This is a genomic window from Pseudomonas sp. TE24901, from assembly GCF_054058375.1.
In genome coordinates this window covers 42,812-59,938 of sequence record NZ_JBSSAF010000018.1, presented here as the reverse complement: position 1 = coordinate 59,938, position 17,127 = coordinate 42,812, and the positions used below count along the sequence as shown (strand labels likewise).

Genomic DNA, 17,127 nt, shown 5'->3' with positions numbered 1-17,127 from the left:
CATAAAATTTTTAACTAATTGTTTTTAATAGATATTTCTATTTAACCGAGAAAGTTATACGAAAAAGCCATGACAGGCCTTTCATCACATCCATATCCTTACCTATCGTTCCTTATATTTTGGTCTATCCATGAAGCACAAGCGCACGGTCGCCATCGGGTTTATCGGTTCCAAGCTGGATCGCGTCGGCAAGGGCGCCAATCGCTGGAACCATTGGCGCCCCAGCGTTGGCTTGTGCCAGCAGGACGACCTGCAGATTGATCGCCTGGAACTGATCCACGACATCGACGCCCGCGACGTCAGCATTGCCGAGCGCATACGCGCCGACATCGGGCAAGTCTCGCCGCACACCGACGTGCGCCTGCACCCGATGCCGCTGAACAACCCCTGGGATTTCGAAGAAGTGTACGGCGCCCTGCACGACTTCACCGCCGACTACCGCTTCGACACCGAGCACGAGGACTACCTGGTCCACATCACCACCGGCACCCACGTGGCGCAAATCTGCTGGTTCCTGCTGACCGAGGCGCGCAACCTGCCGGCGCGGCTGGTCCAGACCTCCCCCACGCGCCGCCTGGATGAAACGGCGCCCGCCACCGGCACCCACACCCTGATCGACCTCGACCTGTCGCGCTACGACCGCATTGCCTCGCGCTTTGCCCATCAGCGCCTGGAGGGCCTGGCCTTCCTGAAATCCGGGATCGCCACGCGCAACAGCGCGTTCAATGCCTCCATCGAACAGATCGAACGGGTGGCCGTGCGCTCCACCGCGCCCATGCTGCTGATTGGCCCCACGGGCGCCGGCAAATCCTTCCTGGCCCGGCGCATCTTTGAGCTCAAGCGCAGCCGCCATCAAGTGCAGGGGCGCTTCGTCGAAGTGAACTGCGCCACCCTGCGCGGCGACGGCGCAATGTCGGCGTTGTTCGGGCATATCAAAGGCGCCTTCACCGGCGCGCAAAACGCCCGCGACGGCCTGCTGCGTGCGGCGGACGGCGGCATGTTGTTCCTTGATGAAATCGGCGAGCTGGGCCTGGACGAACAGGCGATGCTGCTCAAGGCCATCGAAGAAAAACGCTTCTATCCCATGGGTGCCGACCGCGAAGTGGCCAGCGACTTCCTGATCATCGCCGGCACCCACCGCGACCTGCGCGGGCGCGTGGCCGAGGGACTGTTTCGCGAAGACCTGTATGCGCGGATCAACCTGTGGACATTCGACCTGCCCGGCCTGGCGGGCCGACGGGAAGACATCGAGCCGAACATCGACTTTGAACTGGAGCGCCATGCCCGCGAACAAGGCCGCCGCGTGCGCTTCAACCTGGAAGCACGCCGCCGCTACCTGGCGTTCGCCAGCTCCAGCGAAGCGGCGTGGCTGGGCAACTTTCGTGAGCTGTCGGCGTCAATCACCCGCATGGCCACCCTGGCCGACAGCGGGCGCATCGATGAAGCCCAAGTCGAAGAAGAGATCCGGCGCCTGCGTTACGCCTGGGGACTGTCCGAACCGCAGGCCTTTCTGCCAGACGACCTGGACCTGTTCGACCAGTTGCAACTCAAGGCGGTAATCGACGTATGCCTGCAGGCCGACAGCCTCTCCGACGCCGGCCGCCGCCTGTTCGGCGTATCGCGCCAAGCCAAGGCCCAGCCGAACGACGCAGACCGCCTGCGCAAATACCTGGCGCGCTTCGGCATCGACTGGAAGCAACTCAAACCCCTGTAGGCGCCGACTTGCCGGCGATGGCGACCTCAAGGCATGCATTGAAATCAAGGGCCTCATCGCCGGCAAGCCGGCTCCTACGGGGTTGGGGCGCTTGTTCGGAAGTCGGCGGCGTTCAGGCCCAAACGGCTCATCTTGTTGTACAGCCCGCCCCGCGACACATTGAGCTGTCGCGCAGCCAAACGGATATTGCCCCCGGTGCTCTGCAAGGCCGCCGCAATCGCCTGCATTTCATGGCTGCTCAGGTCTTGCGCGGGCTGCGGCTCATAGGCGTGTGCCGGCGCCCGGTGACGGGTCTCCAGTGGCAGGTCGCTCACCTGGATCACCTCACCCGTGGCCAGGTTGGTCGCCCGTTCGATACTGTTTTCCAATTCGCGCACATTGCCAGGCCAACCGTAGGCCGACAGCAACGCCAGCGCCTGCGGCGCAAAACCCTGCACCGATTTGCGCAATGAGCGGGCAAAGCGCGCAAGAAAATGCCGCGCCAGCAACGGGATGTCTTCGCGGCGCATACGCAGCGGCGGCACCGTCAAGTTCAGCACATTGAGGCGGTAATAGAGGTCTTCGCGAAAAGCGCCCTCGGCCACCGCCTGGCTCAGGTTGCGATGGGTGGCCGCAATGATGCGCACATCCACCCGTCGCGAGTTTTTCGCACCCACGCGGGTGACCTCCCCCTCCTGCAACACCCGCAACAAACTCACCTGGGCATCGAAGGACATGTCGCCAATCTCATCCAGGAAGATCGTGCCGCCATCCGCCAACTCAAACTTGCCCGCCGAACCGCCACGGGTGGCACCGGTGAACGCGCCTTCCACATGCCCGAACAGCTCGCTTTGCACCAGGTCCCGCGGGATCGCGCCGCAGTTGACCGCCACAAATGGGCCTTTATGACGGTCGCTGCCGTTATGGATCGCCTGGGCGAACAGCTCCTTGCCGGTGCCGCTTTCGCCGAGGATCAAGGTGGTGGAATCGCTGCGACTGGCGATGCGCCCCAGGTGCAAGGCGTCGTGAATGGCCCGCGAACCGCCCTGGATGGTCTCAAAGGTGTAGCGGGCCTGGGTGCCGATGATGCGCCGGGTAATCTCGCGGATACGCCGGTTCTCGCGCAGCGAGACGATCACCCCGCCCTGCTCCAGCGGGCACACCGAGACCAGGCAGGCGAGCTGGCTACGGTCCTGCAGGTGAAAAGTGCAATCGAGGTCGCGCACCGGCTCGGCCAGCACGTCGCTCAACTCGCTGCGGCCCAAACGCTGGAACGGGCTGCCGATCAGCTCCAGGCCCACGCCGAACAGTTGCCGCGCGTAACGGTTGAGCGCTTTGATGCAACCGCGCTCATCCAGCACCACCAAGCCTTCGTTGAGCACTTCGAGCACGGCTTGCTGCTCTTCCAGCAAACCGTGCAGCGCCATCTGCCGCGACACTGCTTCGGCTGCGGCCTGCACGGTGCCCAGGGTATGGAAGTGAAACCAGCCAGGTTCGGCGGTGAGGGTCAGCATCGCCAGGGTCTCGCCCTGGGCGTTTTTGATCGGCGCGGCGGCGCAGTGCATGCGGCGCTGGCGCAAGCCCGTGGCGAAGTTTTCTTCGGCCAGCACATACACCAGGCGGTCTTCGGCCAGGGCCAGGCCGGTGCAATTGGTGCCCTGCACCGACTCCAGCAGGCGGCTGCCGACCGGCGTGATATCCAGCCCGCAGAAGTACAAGGTGGTGCCGTGAGCATCGGTGAGGTTGATATGCCCGCGCGGGTTGTAGGCCAGCAGGCCGTGCATGACGTGTGCGGCGGCGGCGATCAGGACGCGGTGGGCGGCCAGGGTGGCGGCCAGGGTTTCATCGGCGACGAAGCGATACGCGCTGTCAGCCGGGTCGAGCCCCGCCTCGACACTGCGCCGCCATGAATCCCAGATGACCTGCCGCACCCCATCCGGGCGCTCGACCTCACCCGACAGGCACGCCAGCCACGCCTGCTCCAGGGCTGGAACGGGGCCATCGTTCAACGCCGCAGGCCCCAGGGCCGTGAGGTAATCGAGGTCTTGTACGCTGAACGCCATGCTCATCAGGGGTGCCCATGTTCATATTTTCGACATGTCAGTATAGACATGTCATTTAAATGAACACTTTTTGTTTATAAAGATTAATTAATCGATAAATATCAGTAGCTTATGAATTGGCACAGCCCTTGCTCCTACCTCATTGCCCATCAGGACCGTCCTGAGGCCAACAATAAGAAGAGGTCAATTCATGAGTACACAGAACATCCGCCTAGGTCTGATCGGTGCCGGTCGCATGGGCAGCTTCCACGGCCTGACTGCTGCGCGGCACATCCCCGGCGCCAGCCTGGTGGCGATTGCCGACCCTACTCCAGCCCAGGCCGCGCGCCTCGCCGCTGAATTGGGGGTGGCCAAGGTCTACACCGACCCGCAACAGTTGCTCGACGACCCCGACATCGACGGCGTGATCATCGCCGCCCCCGCCCGCAGCCATGCCGAACTGGTGATCAGCGCCGCCCGCGCCGGCAAGGGCGTTTTCTGCGAAAAACCCATGGCAATCACCCTCGACGAAGCCGACCGTGCCATCGCGGCTGCAGCCGACGCCCGAGTGCCGCTGCAGGTCGGCTTCAACCGGCGTTTCGCCAAGAGCTTCCGCACCGCCCACCTCGATGTCGCTGCCGGCCGTATCGGCACCCCGCAGTTGCTGCGCTCGCTGACCCGTGACCCGGCGCTGAACAATCCGGCTGCTTCGCCGCAGTGGGTGATCTTCCTGGAAACCCTGATCCACGACTTCGACACCCTGCGTTATCTCAACCCCGGGGCCGAGGCGGTGCAGGTCTACGTGATGGCCGACGCCTTGATCGCCCCGGCCTTCAAAAGCAAAGGTTTCCTCGACACTGCCGTGGTTGCGATCCGCTTCGACAATGGCGCCATCGCCACTGCCGAAGCCAACTTCCAGGCGGTGTACGGCTACGACGTGCGCGGCGAAGTGTTCGGCAGCGAAGGCATGTTGAGCATGGGCAGCCTCAACGATTCCGACCTGGTGCGCTACCTGGCCCAGGGCATCCAGGCCGACACCCAGCGCATGGACACCGACCTGCTGCGCGACGCCTACATCGCCGAACTCAACCACTTCGCCGACTGCCTGCGCACGGGCGCCAAGCCGATGGCCAGCGGCGAAGACGCCCGCGCCGCCCTGGCGATTGCGCGCGCTTGTATCGAATCATTCGAAACCGGCAAGGCCGTGGCCGTACAGGACGCCCGCCCATGATCCCTTTCAAGCTGGCAATCAGCGCCGAGATGGTCTTTCTCGACCTCCCCTTCATCGAACGCGTGAAGCGCATTCATCAATTGGGGTTCAGTGCGGAAATCTGGAACTGGACCGACAAGGACATCAGCGCCCTCGCCGCCACGGGCGCTGACTTCACCTCCATGACCGGCTACATCAGCGGCACCCTTACTGACCCCGAGGGCATCCGCCAATTGCTCGACAGCGCCCGCGAATCCATCGGCATCGCCGAGCAACTCAACTGCCCCAGCCTCAACTTGCACGGCACCGGCCTGGGTGAAGGCGGCCTGCCCGTGCAACCGGTCAGCCAGACCACCGGACGCATGTGGCTGAGCGCTTGCAAGACGCTGGAAAAAATCGCCCGCCTGGGCGAGGACGCCGACCGCGTGTTCCTGCTGGAAAACCTCAACACCGAGGTCGACCACCCCGGCACGCCCTTCGCCCGTGCCGACGATACCCTGGCGCTGATCGAAGCCGTGGGCAGCCCGCACTTGAAGATGAACCTGGACCTGTACCACGCGCAGATTGGCGAAGGAAACCTGATTGAACTGATCCAGCGCGCCGGCGATTCCATCGGTGAAATCCAGGTGGCCGATGTGCCGGGCCGCAAGGAACCCGGCACCGGCGAAATCCACTACCCGGCCATCGCCAGGGCCTTGCACACCATGGGCTACACCGGCGTGGTCGGCCTCGAAGGCTGGGCCAGTGGCGACAGCGAATTGGCCCTGGAGCGTTTCCGCCAGGCCTTCACCCTATAACAATAAAAGGACCACCCTCATGCATCGCTATTCATTGCTCGTTGCCACGCTGTTGCTGCTGTTCAGCCAATGGACCTTCGCCGCTTACCGTATCGGAGTGAGCATCGCCCGGGTCGACGATAACTTCATGACCTATGTGCGCACCGGCCTCGAAGCCGCCGCCAAACAGCAAGATGTGCAGATCCAGTTCGAAGACGCCCAGGGCGACGTGGTGCGCCAACTCAATCAGGTCGAAGGCTTTCTCAATCAGAAGGTCGACGCCGTGATCGTGTTGCCGGTGGACACCGCCGCCACCGCCAACATGACCCGCGCCGCCGTCGCTGCGAAGACGCCGCTGGTGTACGTCAACCGCCACCCGGATGAACGCACCCTGCCCAAGGGCGTGGTCACCGTGGCCTCCAACGACATCGAGGCTGGGCAGTTGCAGATGCGCTACCTCGCGGAAAAACTCGGTGGCAAGGGCAACGTGGCGATCATCATGGGCGACCTCGCGCAAAACGCCACCCATGACCGCACCGAAGGCGCCAGGCAGGTGCTCAAGGACTTCCCCGGGATCAAGGTGGTGGAGCAGCAAAGCGCGGAATGGCAACGCAACAAGGGCATGGACCTGACCAGCAACTGGCTGCTGGCGGGCACACAGTTCGATGCCATCGTCGCCAACAACGACGAAATGGCCATCGGCGCCGCCATGGCGTTGCAACAGGCGGGCAAGGCCAAGGGTGACGTGGCGATCATCGGCATCGACGGTTTGCCGGACGGTCTGGCGGCCATCAAACGCGGCCAGCTTGCCGCTTCAGTGTTCCAGGACCCCAAGGCCCAGGCGACCCAGGCCGTGCAGGCAGCCATCCGGATGATCAAGGGTGAGCCCATCGAGCCGGAAGTCTGGGTGCCCTTCGAGCTGATCAAACCCGAGCAAGTGGCGGTGTTTGAGCAGCGCTACAAGTAAATATTGTGAAGCACGGCTTCAAAGCCTGAGCAGCTTCTGCCCGATTGTGTGCCTGGCCTTAACGGAGAAAGATCCCAGGCACACTCACGGGAGATCACCATGCCTGCACAACCCCAGAAAACCTGGCTTATCACCGGTATCAGTTCCGGCTTCGGCAAAGCCCTGGCCGAGGCCTTGCTGGCTGCCGGCGAACGCGTCGTCGGCACCGTGCGCACGCCCGAGGCCATCGACGCGTTCGACCGCATTAAACCCGGCTACTCCTTTGCGCGTTTGCTGGATGTCACCGACAGCCTGTTTGTCCCGGCCGTGGTGGCCGAGATCGAAAAGAACGTTGGCGCGATCGATGTGCTGGTCAACAACGCCGGTTACGGCTTTGAGGGCGTGCTGGAAGAGTCGTCCCTGGACGATGTACGCCAGCAATTTGAAGTCAACGTGTTCGGCGCGGTGGCGATGATCCAGGCGGTGCTGCCGTTTATGCGCAAGCGCCGTCGTGGGCATATTCTCAACATCACCTCGATGGGCGGCTTGACCACCTTCCCCGGCCTGGGCGTGTACCACGGCAGCAAGTTTGCGCTGGAAGGCATCTCCGAGGCGTTGGGCAAAGAGGTGAAACCGTTCGGCATTCACGTCACCGCGATTGAACCGGGGGGCTTTCGCACCGATTGGGCGGGGCGTTCAATGATCAGGGCCGAACGCAGCATTGCCGACTACGACGCCTCGTTTGATGCCGTACGAGCGGCGCGGCACGCCCGCAGCGGGCGACAGGACGGCGACCCGGCAAAAGCGGCCCTGGCGATGATGCAGGTGGTGGCAAGCGCCGAGCCACCGGCGCATTTGCTGCTGGGCAATGACGCGGTGGAGCATGTGACGGCCAAGCTCACAGCGTTGCAAGCCGAGATCAGCGCCTGGGAAAGCGTTTCCCGCGCAACCGACTTTGGATAACCCAACCCTGCAGGAGCTGGCTTGCCGGCGATGGCCTCGACTCGGTGTACCTGATGCACCGAGGCGCCTGCAGGTGATGGCGTGAACGGTCTCAATAATGGCGTTTGCGACAATAGCCGCAACAGCGCACGGGCCGTAGAGTTCACTCACCTGATCCCTGCAGAGCCCCTGCCATGACCCCACTGGACATCGCCTTGAACAACCCCGTCTGGCACAGCCTGACGGGGAGCCACGCCCACCTGGGCAATGCCGGCACGCTGGCGGCGCTCTATCATTGCGACGTCACGCCCTTTGCCGGCTTGGCCGAACCCTCGGCCGAAGCCTTTGTTCAATTGGCCAAGATGACGACACCCGGCCAAGTGGTGGCATTGCCCAGCGCGCAGGCGGTCCACCCCTCCTCCGAATGGCAGATCATCCACCAGACGACCGTGGAGCAATTCACCTGCTCGCAGCTCGTCACACCAGCGTTGGAAAACCGGGCGCAATGGATTGCCCTGGGCGCCGCCGACACCGATCAGATGCTCGCATTGGCAGCCCAGACCCAGCCAGGGCCGTTTGGAATTCGTACCCGGGAATGCGGGCACTATATTGGCGTGCGCGCCCCTGAGCTGGTAGCCATGGCCGGCGAACGCTTTCAGTTGCAAGGCGCGGTGGAGATCAGCGGTGTATGCACCGCCGCCAGCCACCGCGGCAAAGGCCTGGGCGGCCGGATGGTAGTGGCGCTGGCCGAGCGTATGCTCGCACGTGACACCGTGCCGTTCCTGCACGTTGTCACCACCAACACCTCGGCCATCCGCCTCTATGAAGCCCTGGGTTTCAGCCACCGGACGACGCTGCAGTTGACCACCCTCAAGCGCAATGCCTAAACGTCGAAGTCACTCGCGGCGTGCCGCTCGCGCAGTTGCTCATGCGGTTCGCCGGACACCCGGTTGACCCTGCGCCCGCGCTGCACGGCCGGCCGTGCCTCGATGGCGTCCGCCCAACGCAGCACATGCTTGTATTCATGCACCGACAGGAACTCAGCCGCGCCGTACAACCGCCCCTTCACCAGGCCGCCGTACCAAGGCCAGATCGCAATGTCGGCAATCGTGTACTCATCCCCGGCAATGTATTCGCTCACGGCCAAGCGCTGGTCGAGCACGTCCAACTGGCGCTTGGTCTCCATGGCAAAGCGGTTGATCGCGTATTCCATCTTGCTCGGTGCATACGCATAGAAATGCCCGAAACCACCGCCCAGGTACGGCGCGCTGCCCATTTGCCAGAACAGCCACGACAGGCATTCAGCACGTGCCGCCGGCTCGGTAGGGAAGAACGCACCGAACTTCTCCGCGAGATATTGCAGGATCGCCCCCGACTCGAACACCCGGATCGGCGTGGCGCCGCTGCGGTCCAGCAGTGCGGGAATCTTGGAGTTCGGGTTGACGCCCACAAAGCCGCTGCCGAACTGGTCGCCGTCGCCGATCTTGATCAGCCAGGCGTCGTATTCCGCGCCGCTGTGCCCCAGGGCCAGCAGCTCTTCGAGCAGGATGGTGACCTTTTGCCCGTTGGGCGTGGCCAGTGAATACAGTTGCAACGGGTGCTTGCCCACCGGCAATTCCTGCTCGTGGGTCGCTCCGGCGATAGGCCGGTTGATGCTGGCGAAAGTGCCGCCGCTTTCGGTGTCCCAGGTCCAGACTTTCGGGGGTACGTAGTCAGTCATCGTTACTGCTCCTTGGGTTGAATAGGGTTCGACGCCGCCAGTTGCGTCACGTTCCAGCCGCCACCCAGTGCCTTGATCAGGCCCACATTAGCGCTCAATTGCTGGGTTTGCAGTTGCAATACCGTGCGCTTGGCTTCCAGCGCCGCCACTTGGGCGGTCACGACATCGAGGTAGGCCACGGCGCCCTGGCGATAACGCGCGGTGGAAAGGTCCTCGGCATATTGCGCAGCGGCCGCCGCATCACGCTGGTCGTCCAGGGCGCTGCCCAGCCCGGCGATCTGCGAGAGGTTGTCTTCCACCTGTTCGAACGCCCCCAGCACCACGCCCCGGTATTTGGCCGCGGCTTCATCGGTAGCGGCCTTGGCAATGTCGACCTGAGCCTGGCGCGCGCCGCCGTCGAACAGCGTGCCCACCAGTGATGGGCCGATGGCCCAGAACAGGTTCGGCGCGCTGAGCAGGCGCGCAAACTCATCGCTCTGGTAACCGCCCTGGGCGCTCAGGGTGATCTGCGGGAACCACGCGGCCTTGGCCACACCGATGCGTGCATTGGCTGCGGCGATGCGGCGCTCGGCGGCGGCGATGTCCGGCCGGCGTTGCAGCAGGCTCGACGGCACGCCGGTGGGCACGTTCGGCAAGGCGATCGGCGCAACGTTGACCGCCACCGAGTAGGTCGACGCCGACTCCCCCAGCATCGCCGCAATCGAATGCTCCAGCACCGCGCGCTGCACCAGGCTCTGGCTCAATTGCGACTTGACCGTGGACAGTTGCGTGCGCGCCCGTGCCACGTCGAGGCCGGAGACAATCCCGCCGCCGTGCAGGCCTTCGGTCAGGCCCAACGCTTTGGCGTACGCGTCACGGGTCTGTTCCAGCAGTTGGTTCTGCCAGTCGATGCCGCGCAGGCGAATGTAGCTGTCGGCCAATTGCGCCTGCAGGCTCAGGCGCACCGAGGCGAGGTCGGCCTTGGCCGCTTCGGAGTCGCTGGTGCCGGCGGCGACGGTGTCGCGCACGCGGCCCCACAGGTCCACTTCATAGTCGACTTCCAGGCCCAGGGTGGCCGAATTGTAGACATTCGGCGAGGTGGCCGAACGCAGCGGTTTGGTGTCGGACTGGCGAATACGCTGGCCGTTGCCGATGGCCGACACTGTCGGAAACAGCCCCGAACGCGCCTGGGCCACATAGCCCTGGGACTGCTCGTAATGGGCCAATGCCGCACTCAGGTCGGGGTTGTTCTTCAGCAACTGCTGCTGCATCGCGTCCAGTTGCGGGTCGTTGTAGATGTGCCACCAGCCGTCACGGCTGGCCTGGTCGTTAGGCGCGCCGACCGTCCACGGGCCCTGGGTATGAAACTGCGCCGCCACCGGGGTTTCGGGCACTTTGAGCGGCGGCGCCAACGAGCACGCCCCCAGGCTCAAGGTGGCGACCAGGCCGAAGAGAGTGCGCTTAGCCATGGGGCTTGACCTCGGCTGGAGCGTCCGCCAATTGCACCGCATCGTTGTCGGCCAGGCCATCGGGCGGTGTGTCGATCACACGTTCGTTCGCTTGCAGGCCGCTGGCAATTTCCACGCTGTCGCCAAAGTCGCGGGCAATGCTGACGGTCTTGAAGCGTACGTGATCCGTGCTGTCGAGGGTGGCGACGCGCATGCCGTGGTCATCGAACACCAGGGCGCTGGAAGGCACCCGCAGCACATCGGCCTGCACCGGCAAGTCGAACTGCACGCTGGTGTAGCCGCCCGGCAGCAGGCGCCCGCCCGGGTTGTCCACCAGCAGTTGCACCAGGGTGCTGCCGGAGGCGGCATTGACCGCGTCGGCGGTGGCGATCACCTTGCCGGTGAAGGTTTCGCCACGGTATTCCGGCACGCTCAGGCGCGCCGTGGTGCCTTCGCGGATCTGCGGCGAAAAGGTCTGTGGCACCTGCACGTACACGCGCAGGCGGCTGACGTCGGCCACCGCGAACAGCTCTTTGCCGGCAGCGCCACCGGCACTGATCAGTGCGCCCACGTCGGTGCTGCGGGCGGTGACCACGCCGGCAAACGGCGCCACCAGGCGCTGGAAGCCCTTGGTTGCCACCAACTGGTCGACATTGGCCTTGGCCGCCGCCACCTTGGCTTGTTTGGCGGTCAGGTCGCCGGTGCGTTCGTCCACGTCCTGGCGCGACACCGAATCGGTCGCCAGCATCGCCTGCCAACGCTTGGCGGTGGTTTCGGCAAGGTGCGCATCGGCCTGGGCCGAGGCCAAGGTAGCGCGGGCCTGCAGCAATTGCTGGTCGAGTTCCGGGGTGTCGATTTCAGCCAGCACCTGGCCGGCTTTCACCCGGGTGCCGATGTCGACGTTCCAGGATTTGAGGTAGCCATTGACCCGCGCAAAGATCGACGCACGGGAATAGGCTTCCATGCGCCCCGGCAGGTTGAGCACCGGGCCCTGGGCCTGCACCAACGGCTTGATCAGCTTGACGCTGGGCAGCGCCTGCGCGTCGGTCCAGGTCTTGAGGTCACGGGACTCATTGGCGCGCACGCCGATGCCCACGCCCACGATGGCAACCACCACCACCCCGCCGACGATCAGCCAGAGCAGCCCACGGGAAGACTTCGGTTTAGAAAGAGAAACGGACATGTCAAACCCCTTGGGTAACGGTGGTCGCCCGCGTGGCGTGCTGGCGACGCCCGTGGACAAGACTGAAAATCAGCGGAACCAGAATCAGCGTGGCAATGGTGGCAAACGCCAAGCCACCAATCACCGCACGGCCGAGCGGCGCGTTCTGCTCGCCGCCCTCCCCCAGGCCCAGGGCCATGGGCGCCATGCCGATGATCATCGAAATGGCGGTCATCAACACCGGCCGCAGCCGGGTAAAGCCGGCTTCCAATGCGGCCTGCACGGCATCGCCATGCACTGCCAGGCGCTCGCGGCAGAAGCTCACCACCAGGATGGCGTTGGCGGTGGCCACGCCCATGCACATGATCGCCCCCGTCAGCGCCGGCACCGACAGCGGTGTATGGGTGACAAACAGCATCCACACGATCCCCGCCAGTGCGGCCGGCAAGGCGGTGATGATCACGAACGGGTCGCTCCACGACTGGAAGTTGACCACGATCAACAGGTAGATCAGCACCACCGCCCCCAGCAGGCCGAACAACAAGCCGCTGAACGCGGCGTTCATGGTCTGCACCTGGCCCTGCAACAGCACCTTGGAACCGGTGGGCACTTCACTGGCGTGGGCGGCGATGATCTTCTGGATATCGGCCGCCACGGCGCCCAGGTCACGACCCTGGATCGCGGTGAGCACTTCGACCACTGGCTGAATATCCGACTGGGTGATCACCGAGTTGCTGTGGCTGCGCTGGATATTGGCCAGGCCGCCCAGGGTCTGGTCGGTGGCCGCGCCGGCACTGCCGCTGAGCGGCAGGTTATGCAGGGCCGCCAGGCTTTCCAGGCTGTACTGTGGGGTTTGCATGACGATCGGGTAGGAAATGCCGTTGGCCGGGTTCAACCAGAAGGTCGGCGCCACCTGGCTGGAACCGGCCAGGTTGACCACCAGGCTGTTGGTCACATCGCGCTCGGTCAGGCCGACCAATTGCGCGCGGGTGCGGTCCACGTCGATGTTGAATGTGGGCAACTGCCGCGACTGCTGGATACGCGCGTCCACCACTCCGGGCACGCGGCGAATATCCCGCAGCAACGCGCTGGCATAAGTGAAGTTGGCGGCCAGGTTGTTACCGGTGACTTGCACGTCCACCGGTGCCGATGAACCGAAGTTGAGGATCTGCCCGACGATGTCCGACGCCGGGAACGAGAACACCGCACTCGGGAATTCCCGTGGCAGGCTTTCACGCAGCTCACGCATGTACTCGGCGGTCGGACGATGGCCTTCGTTGAGGCTGATCTGGATGTCGCTGTCCTGAGAACCCACGGTGCCGGTGTTGTTGTACACCACGTTGATGCCGCTGATGGACAGGCCGATGTTGTCCACCAGGGCCTTGAGGTCTTCGCCCGGGATCTTGCGGCGGATCGAGTTCTCGATGTCGGCAATCAGATGCGCATTGCTTTCCACCCGTGTGCCCACCGGAGCACGCACGTGCAGCAGGATCAGCCCGGAATCAACCTCGGGGAAAAAGTTGCGGCCCAAAAACGGCACCAGCGCAAACGACACCGCGACAAACGCCAGCAAGCCCACCACCACGGCGCGGCGATGGTGCAAGGCGCTGTCGAGCACGCCGTGGTAGCGCTCGCGGAACGCTTCAAAGTGCCGCTCGAACCCACGCTGGAATTTCACCAGCGGGTTGCGCGACGGCGCATGCCCGTCTTCGCCGTGCACATGGGGCTTGAGCAGGTAGTTGGCGAGGGTCGGCACCAGGGTCCGCGACAGGATGAACGAGGCGATCATCGCGAAGATCACCGCTTCGGCCATCGGCACGAACAGGAAACGCGCCACGCCGTCGAGGAAGAACATCGGCACGAACACGATGCAGATGCACAGCAGCGAGACGAACGCCGGGGTCACGATCTGCGCCGCGCCGTCGAGAATCGCCGTCTCCACCGGCTTGCTCTGCTCCAGGTGCCAGTTGATGTTTTCGATGGTCACCGTGGCGTCGTCCACCAGGATCCCCACGGCCAGCGCCAGGCCGCCAAGGGTCATGATGTTGAGGGTTTCGCCCAAGGCCGAGAGCGTCGCAATCGAGGCCAGGATCGCCAAGGGAATCGACGTGGCAATGATCACGGTGGAACGCCAACTGCCGAGGAACAGCAGGATCATCAGGCTGGTCAGCGCCGCCGCGATCAAGCCTTCACGGGCCACGCCGCCGATGGCCGAGCGCACGAACAGCGATTGGTCGCCGATCAGGTCGATGTTCAGGTTGGGCGGCAAGGCGGCTTTGTTATCGGCCAGCTTGTCCTTGACCCCGGCGATCACGCCCAGGGTGGAGGCCGAACCGGTCTTGAGCACGGTCAGCAGCACCGAGCGGTTGCCGTTCACGTGCACGATGTTGGTTTGCGGCGGGTTGCCGTCGCGCACGGTGGCCACGTCGCGGATCAGCACGGTGGTGCCGTCGGCGGTCTTGATCGGCAGGTTTTCCAGGTCATGGAAGTCCGACGGCGAGTTGTTCAACTGCAGGTTGAACTCGTAGCTGCCGATCTTTTGCGTGCCCACCGGGGTGATCAGGTTCTGGGTGGCCAGGGCGGTGGCGACGTCTTGCGCCGACAGGCCACGGGCTTGCATGCGCGCCGAGTCGAGGTCGATCTGCACCTGCCGGCTCTTGCCGCCGAACGGGTACGGCAGCGCCGCACCCGGCACGGTGGTGAGCATCAGGCGCACGGAGTTGATGCCGATATCGCCCAGTTGCTGCTCACTCAGGCCCGGGCCCGACAAGGCCAGCTGCACGATGGGCACGGTGGACGCGCTGTAGTTGAGCACCAGCGGCGGCACCGTACCCGGCGGCAGTTGGCGCAGGATCGCCTGGGACACCGAGGTCACCTGGGCGTTGGCTGTACTGATGTTGACCCCGGGCTGGAAGAAGATCTTCACGATGCCGTAGCCGTTCATCGACTGCGCTTCGATGTGCCGGATGTCGTTGACCGTGGTGGTCAGCACCCGCTCGAACGGCGAGGTGATGCGCCCCGCCATCTGGTCCGGCGGCAAGCCGGTGTACTGCCAGATCACGGCAATCACCGGGATGCGAATTTCCGGAAAGATGTCGGTTGGCGTTCGCCAGGCCGCCAGCGGGCCGATGATCAGGATGAAAATGGCCAATACCAGAAAGGTATAGGGGCGCCGCAACGCGATGCGCACGAGGCTCAGCATAGGAGGTGATCCAGACAGGGGGTTGGATGTTCAAGCCGGCAGGGCCGTGCCTTTTTTCCGCCTCGCCCCATGCGCTTCCTGGGGAATTTGCAACGACATCCGGGTCACAAAGAGGCATACGCCACGATATCGAATTTAGTGGCGTACGCAACTAATTTGTTTCAAGCTGTCTCAGTCTTCATCTGGAAGGGCATATTCGGCCGAAAAGCCTTGTCCTGAAGGGTTCGAACGGCATAATTGCCACGTCGTTTTTTGTATCAGAGAGTATCCGCCCTTGAAAGCTGCAAAGCCTTGCTCCGAGAGCCCCAGCGCCTGTGTGAACGGTGCCGTGCGTCGCACGTCACGCCGCCTGGGCCAGATCTATGACGAGGCGTATGCCCCCTGCGGTTTGAAAGCCACCCAGTACGCAGTGCTCAACCAGATTGCCAAGGCCGGCACGCCGAAGATGGGTGAGTTGGCACAAAACCTGGTGATGGACCTGTCGGCCCTGGGCCACACGCTCAAGCCGCTGGTGCGTGACGGGCTAGTGGAGTTGCGCGTGGACGAACTGGACCGTCGCACCCGCCGCGTGCTGCTGACCGAGGCAGGTGTGCAGACCCACGCGACGGCCCGGCAGGTGTCATTGAAAATGGCCGAACGCTTCGATCAGGCGTTCGGCCGCGAAGCCGCGGCGCAGTTGCGCCAGACCCTGGACTTCATCGCCTCCGACGAATTTGCCAGGGTGCTGCTGGCAAAGGACGACTAAGCCAGCGGCTGGTGGTTGGTCACGCAGTGAATGCCACCGCCACCTGCCGCGATCGCGTCGATATTGAGCTGCACCACCCTGCGGTTCGGGTAGAGCTGCGACAGCAGGTCCAGCGCCTTGCGGTCAGCCACCGCATCACCAAACTCTGGCGCAATCACCGCGCCGTTGATCACGAAGTAATTGATGTACCCCGCCGCGAAATCCTCATTGCCTCGGCTGAACTTGCTTTTGCGCGGGTTCAGCGGCGGCGACACGGTGTGCACGGTCAGCGGCCGGCCGTCGGCGTCGGTGGCGTTCTTGAGGATGTCCAGGTGCGCCAGGGTGACCTTGTGGTCGTAGGACTCAGGGTCGGTGTCGAGGTTGGCCAGCACCACACCCGGGGCGACGAAGCGCGCGTAGAAATCCACGTGGGCGTCGGTGATGTCCTTGCCCTTGATGCCGGGCAGCCAGATGATCTTGCGCAAGCCCAGGCGCTCCTTGAGTTCGGCTTCGACGTCGGCCTTGCTCCAGTCGGGGTTGCGATTGCGGTTGATCCAGCTGCTTTCGGTCATGATGCCGGTGCCCAGCCCATCCACCTCGATGGCACCACCCTCACCCACCAGTTCACTGCGAATGTGGCGCGCACCGGTTTCTTCGGCAACCAGGGCCGCCACGTGCGCGTCGTCTGCGTGCTGCTGCTTGTTGCCCCAGCCGTTGAAGTTGAAGTCCACCGCCGCCTGGCCGCCCGTGCCGTCGATGACGAAATTGGCGCCGGTGTCACGCATCCAGATGTCGTCCAGCTCGGTTTCCACAAAGGTGATGTTGCGCGTACCGCAGTGCTGCTCGGCGAGGGCGCGCTCGTCTTCGCGGCAGAACACGGTGACCGGTTCGTATTGGGCAATCGCTCGGGCGATACGGCCCAGCGCGGCCTGCACGTCGGCGGTGAAGTCTTCCCAGATGGCGTCCTGGGCGCCAAAGGCAATGAACGCCTGGCGGTGTTTTTCACCCTCGTCGGGCATGTAGAAGCGGCCCTTTGTGGCGGCCCGCACGTGGGGAGTGAGCATTGTCATGGCGCAGACCACGCTGGCTTGTTTGATGAAGGTACGACGGGTTGGCATGGTGGTTCCTGCATACGGTATTGAATTGAAAAACGCTCGCTACGGACGCGACCAAACTCGCTTGTAGTGAGCGGGCTTGCCCCGCGCCGGCGGCGTAACGGCCCCACACAAACAGGAGCGCTGCACACTCCGGCGCGAGCAAGCTCGCTCACTACAAACGTTCGC

13 protein-coding genes are annotated in these 17,127 nt (G+C 63.9%); 7 read left to right on the top strand and 6 right to left on the bottom strand.

The annotated features are described in order from the left end of the window. The first annotated feature begins 130 nt into the window (after window positions 1-130). Entirely contained in the window at window positions 131-1,714 is a 1,584-nt protein-coding gene (rtcR, locus tag ACVWVP_RS27555; RefSeq protein WP_457409147.1) for an RNA repair transcriptional activator RtcR, read from the top strand. 74 nt (window positions 1,715-1,788) lie between these two features. Here rtcR and ACVWVP_RS27550 read toward each other — a convergent pair whose 3' ends face one another. After that, window positions 1,789-3,762: a sigma-54 interaction domain-containing protein gene (locus ACVWVP_RS27550; RefSeq protein ID WP_457409145.1), complete on the bottom strand. Its 1,974-nt coding sequence runs from the start codon at window positions 3,760-3,762 to the stop codon at window positions 1,789-1,791. 184 nt (window positions 3,763-3,946) lie between these two features. Here ACVWVP_RS27550 and ACVWVP_RS27545 point away from each other — a divergent pair, with 184 nt between their 5' ends. The 5 genes from ACVWVP_RS27545 to ACVWVP_RS27525 all read left to right on the top strand — a co-directional run bounded on the left by ACVWVP_RS27545 (window position 3,947) and on the right by ACVWVP_RS27525 (window position 8,496). Continuing rightward, a complete protein-coding gene (locus tag ACVWVP_RS27545) occupies window positions 3,947-4,966 on the top strand; it encodes a Gfo/Idh/MocA family oxidoreductase (RefSeq protein WP_457409143.1) in 1,020 nt (339 codons plus the stop codon). Continuing rightward, window positions 4,963-5,742 carry a TIM barrel protein gene (locus tag ACVWVP_RS27540; protein WP_259174574.1) on the top strand — a complete coding sequence of 260 codons (780 nt, stop codon included), beginning with the start codon at window positions 4,963-4,965 and terminating at the stop codon, window positions 5,740-5,742. The genes ACVWVP_RS27545 and ACVWVP_RS27540 overlap by 4 nt, the downstream gene beginning before the upstream one ends. Before the next feature lie 19 nt (window positions 5,743-5,761). Then, window positions 5,762-6,688 carry a sugar ABC transporter substrate-binding protein gene (locus ACVWVP_RS27535; RefSeq protein WP_178919675.1) on the top strand — a complete coding sequence of 309 codons (927 nt, stop codon included), beginning with the start codon at window positions 5,762-5,764 and terminating at the stop codon, window positions 6,686-6,688. Between the two features lie 99 nt (window positions 6,689-6,787). Next, window positions 6,788-7,630, top strand: coding sequence for an oxidoreductase (locus ACVWVP_RS27530; protein ID WP_178919674.1), 843 nt, complete (start codon window positions 6,788-6,790; stop codon window positions 7,628-7,630). A 173-nt stretch (window positions 7,631-7,803) separates the two neighbouring features. Further along, entirely contained in the window at window positions 7,804-8,496 is a 693-nt protein-coding gene (locus ACVWVP_RS27525) for a GNAT family N-acetyltransferase (RefSeq protein WP_259174572.1), read from the top strand. Here ACVWVP_RS27525 and yghU read toward each other — a convergent pair. Genes yghU through ACVWVP_RS27505 form a run of 4 tightly spaced genes read right to left on the bottom strand, consistent with a single transcriptional unit; the run spans window position 8,493 to window position 15,120 of the window. Then, window positions 8,493-9,329 carry a glutathione-dependent disulfide-bond oxidoreductase gene (yghU, locus tag ACVWVP_RS27520; protein ID WP_457409140.1) on the bottom strand — a complete coding sequence of 279 codons (837 nt, stop codon included), beginning with the start codon at window positions 9,327-9,329 and terminating at the stop codon, window positions 8,493-8,495. The genes ACVWVP_RS27525 and yghU overlap by 4 nt on opposite strands. A 2-nt stretch (window positions 9,330-9,331) precedes the next feature. After that, complete coding sequence (locus ACVWVP_RS27515; protein WP_457409139.1) at window positions 9,332-10,777, bottom strand: efflux transporter outer membrane subunit; 1,446 nt, start codon at window positions 10,775-10,777, stop codon at window positions 9,332-9,334. Further along, window positions 10,770-11,939 carry an efflux RND transporter periplasmic adaptor subunit gene (locus ACVWVP_RS27510; protein WP_457409137.1) on the bottom strand — a complete coding sequence of 390 codons (1,170 nt, stop codon included), beginning with the start codon at window positions 11,937-11,939 and terminating at the stop codon, window positions 10,770-10,772. The genes ACVWVP_RS27515 and ACVWVP_RS27510 overlap by 8 nt, the downstream gene beginning before the upstream one ends. A 1-nt stretch (window position 11,940) precedes the next feature. Continuing rightward, on the bottom strand, window positions 11,941-15,120 hold the full coding sequence (locus ACVWVP_RS27505) for an efflux RND transporter permease subunit (RefSeq protein WP_457409135.1): 3,180 nt from the start codon (window positions 15,118-15,120) through the stop codon (window positions 11,941-11,943). 274 nt (window positions 15,121-15,394) lie between these two features. Between ACVWVP_RS27505 and ACVWVP_RS27500 the strand changes: the two genes are divergently transcribed. After that, the gene (locus ACVWVP_RS27500) at window positions 15,395-15,865 is read left to right on the top strand and encodes a MarR family winged helix-turn-helix transcriptional regulator (RefSeq protein WP_218646961.1); all 471 of its coding nucleotides are present in this window, start codon (window positions 15,395-15,397) and stop codon (window positions 15,863-15,865) included. Here ACVWVP_RS27500 and ACVWVP_RS27495 read toward each other — a convergent pair. Further along, the gene (locus ACVWVP_RS27495; protein ID WP_457409133.1) at window positions 15,862-16,962 is read right to left on the bottom strand and encodes an agmatine deiminase family protein; all 1,101 of its coding nucleotides are present in this window, start codon (window positions 16,960-16,962) and stop codon (window positions 15,862-15,864) included. The two genes, ACVWVP_RS27500 and ACVWVP_RS27495, sit on opposite strands and share 4 nt — an antisense overlap. Window positions 16,963-17,127: the final 165 nt, after the last annotated feature.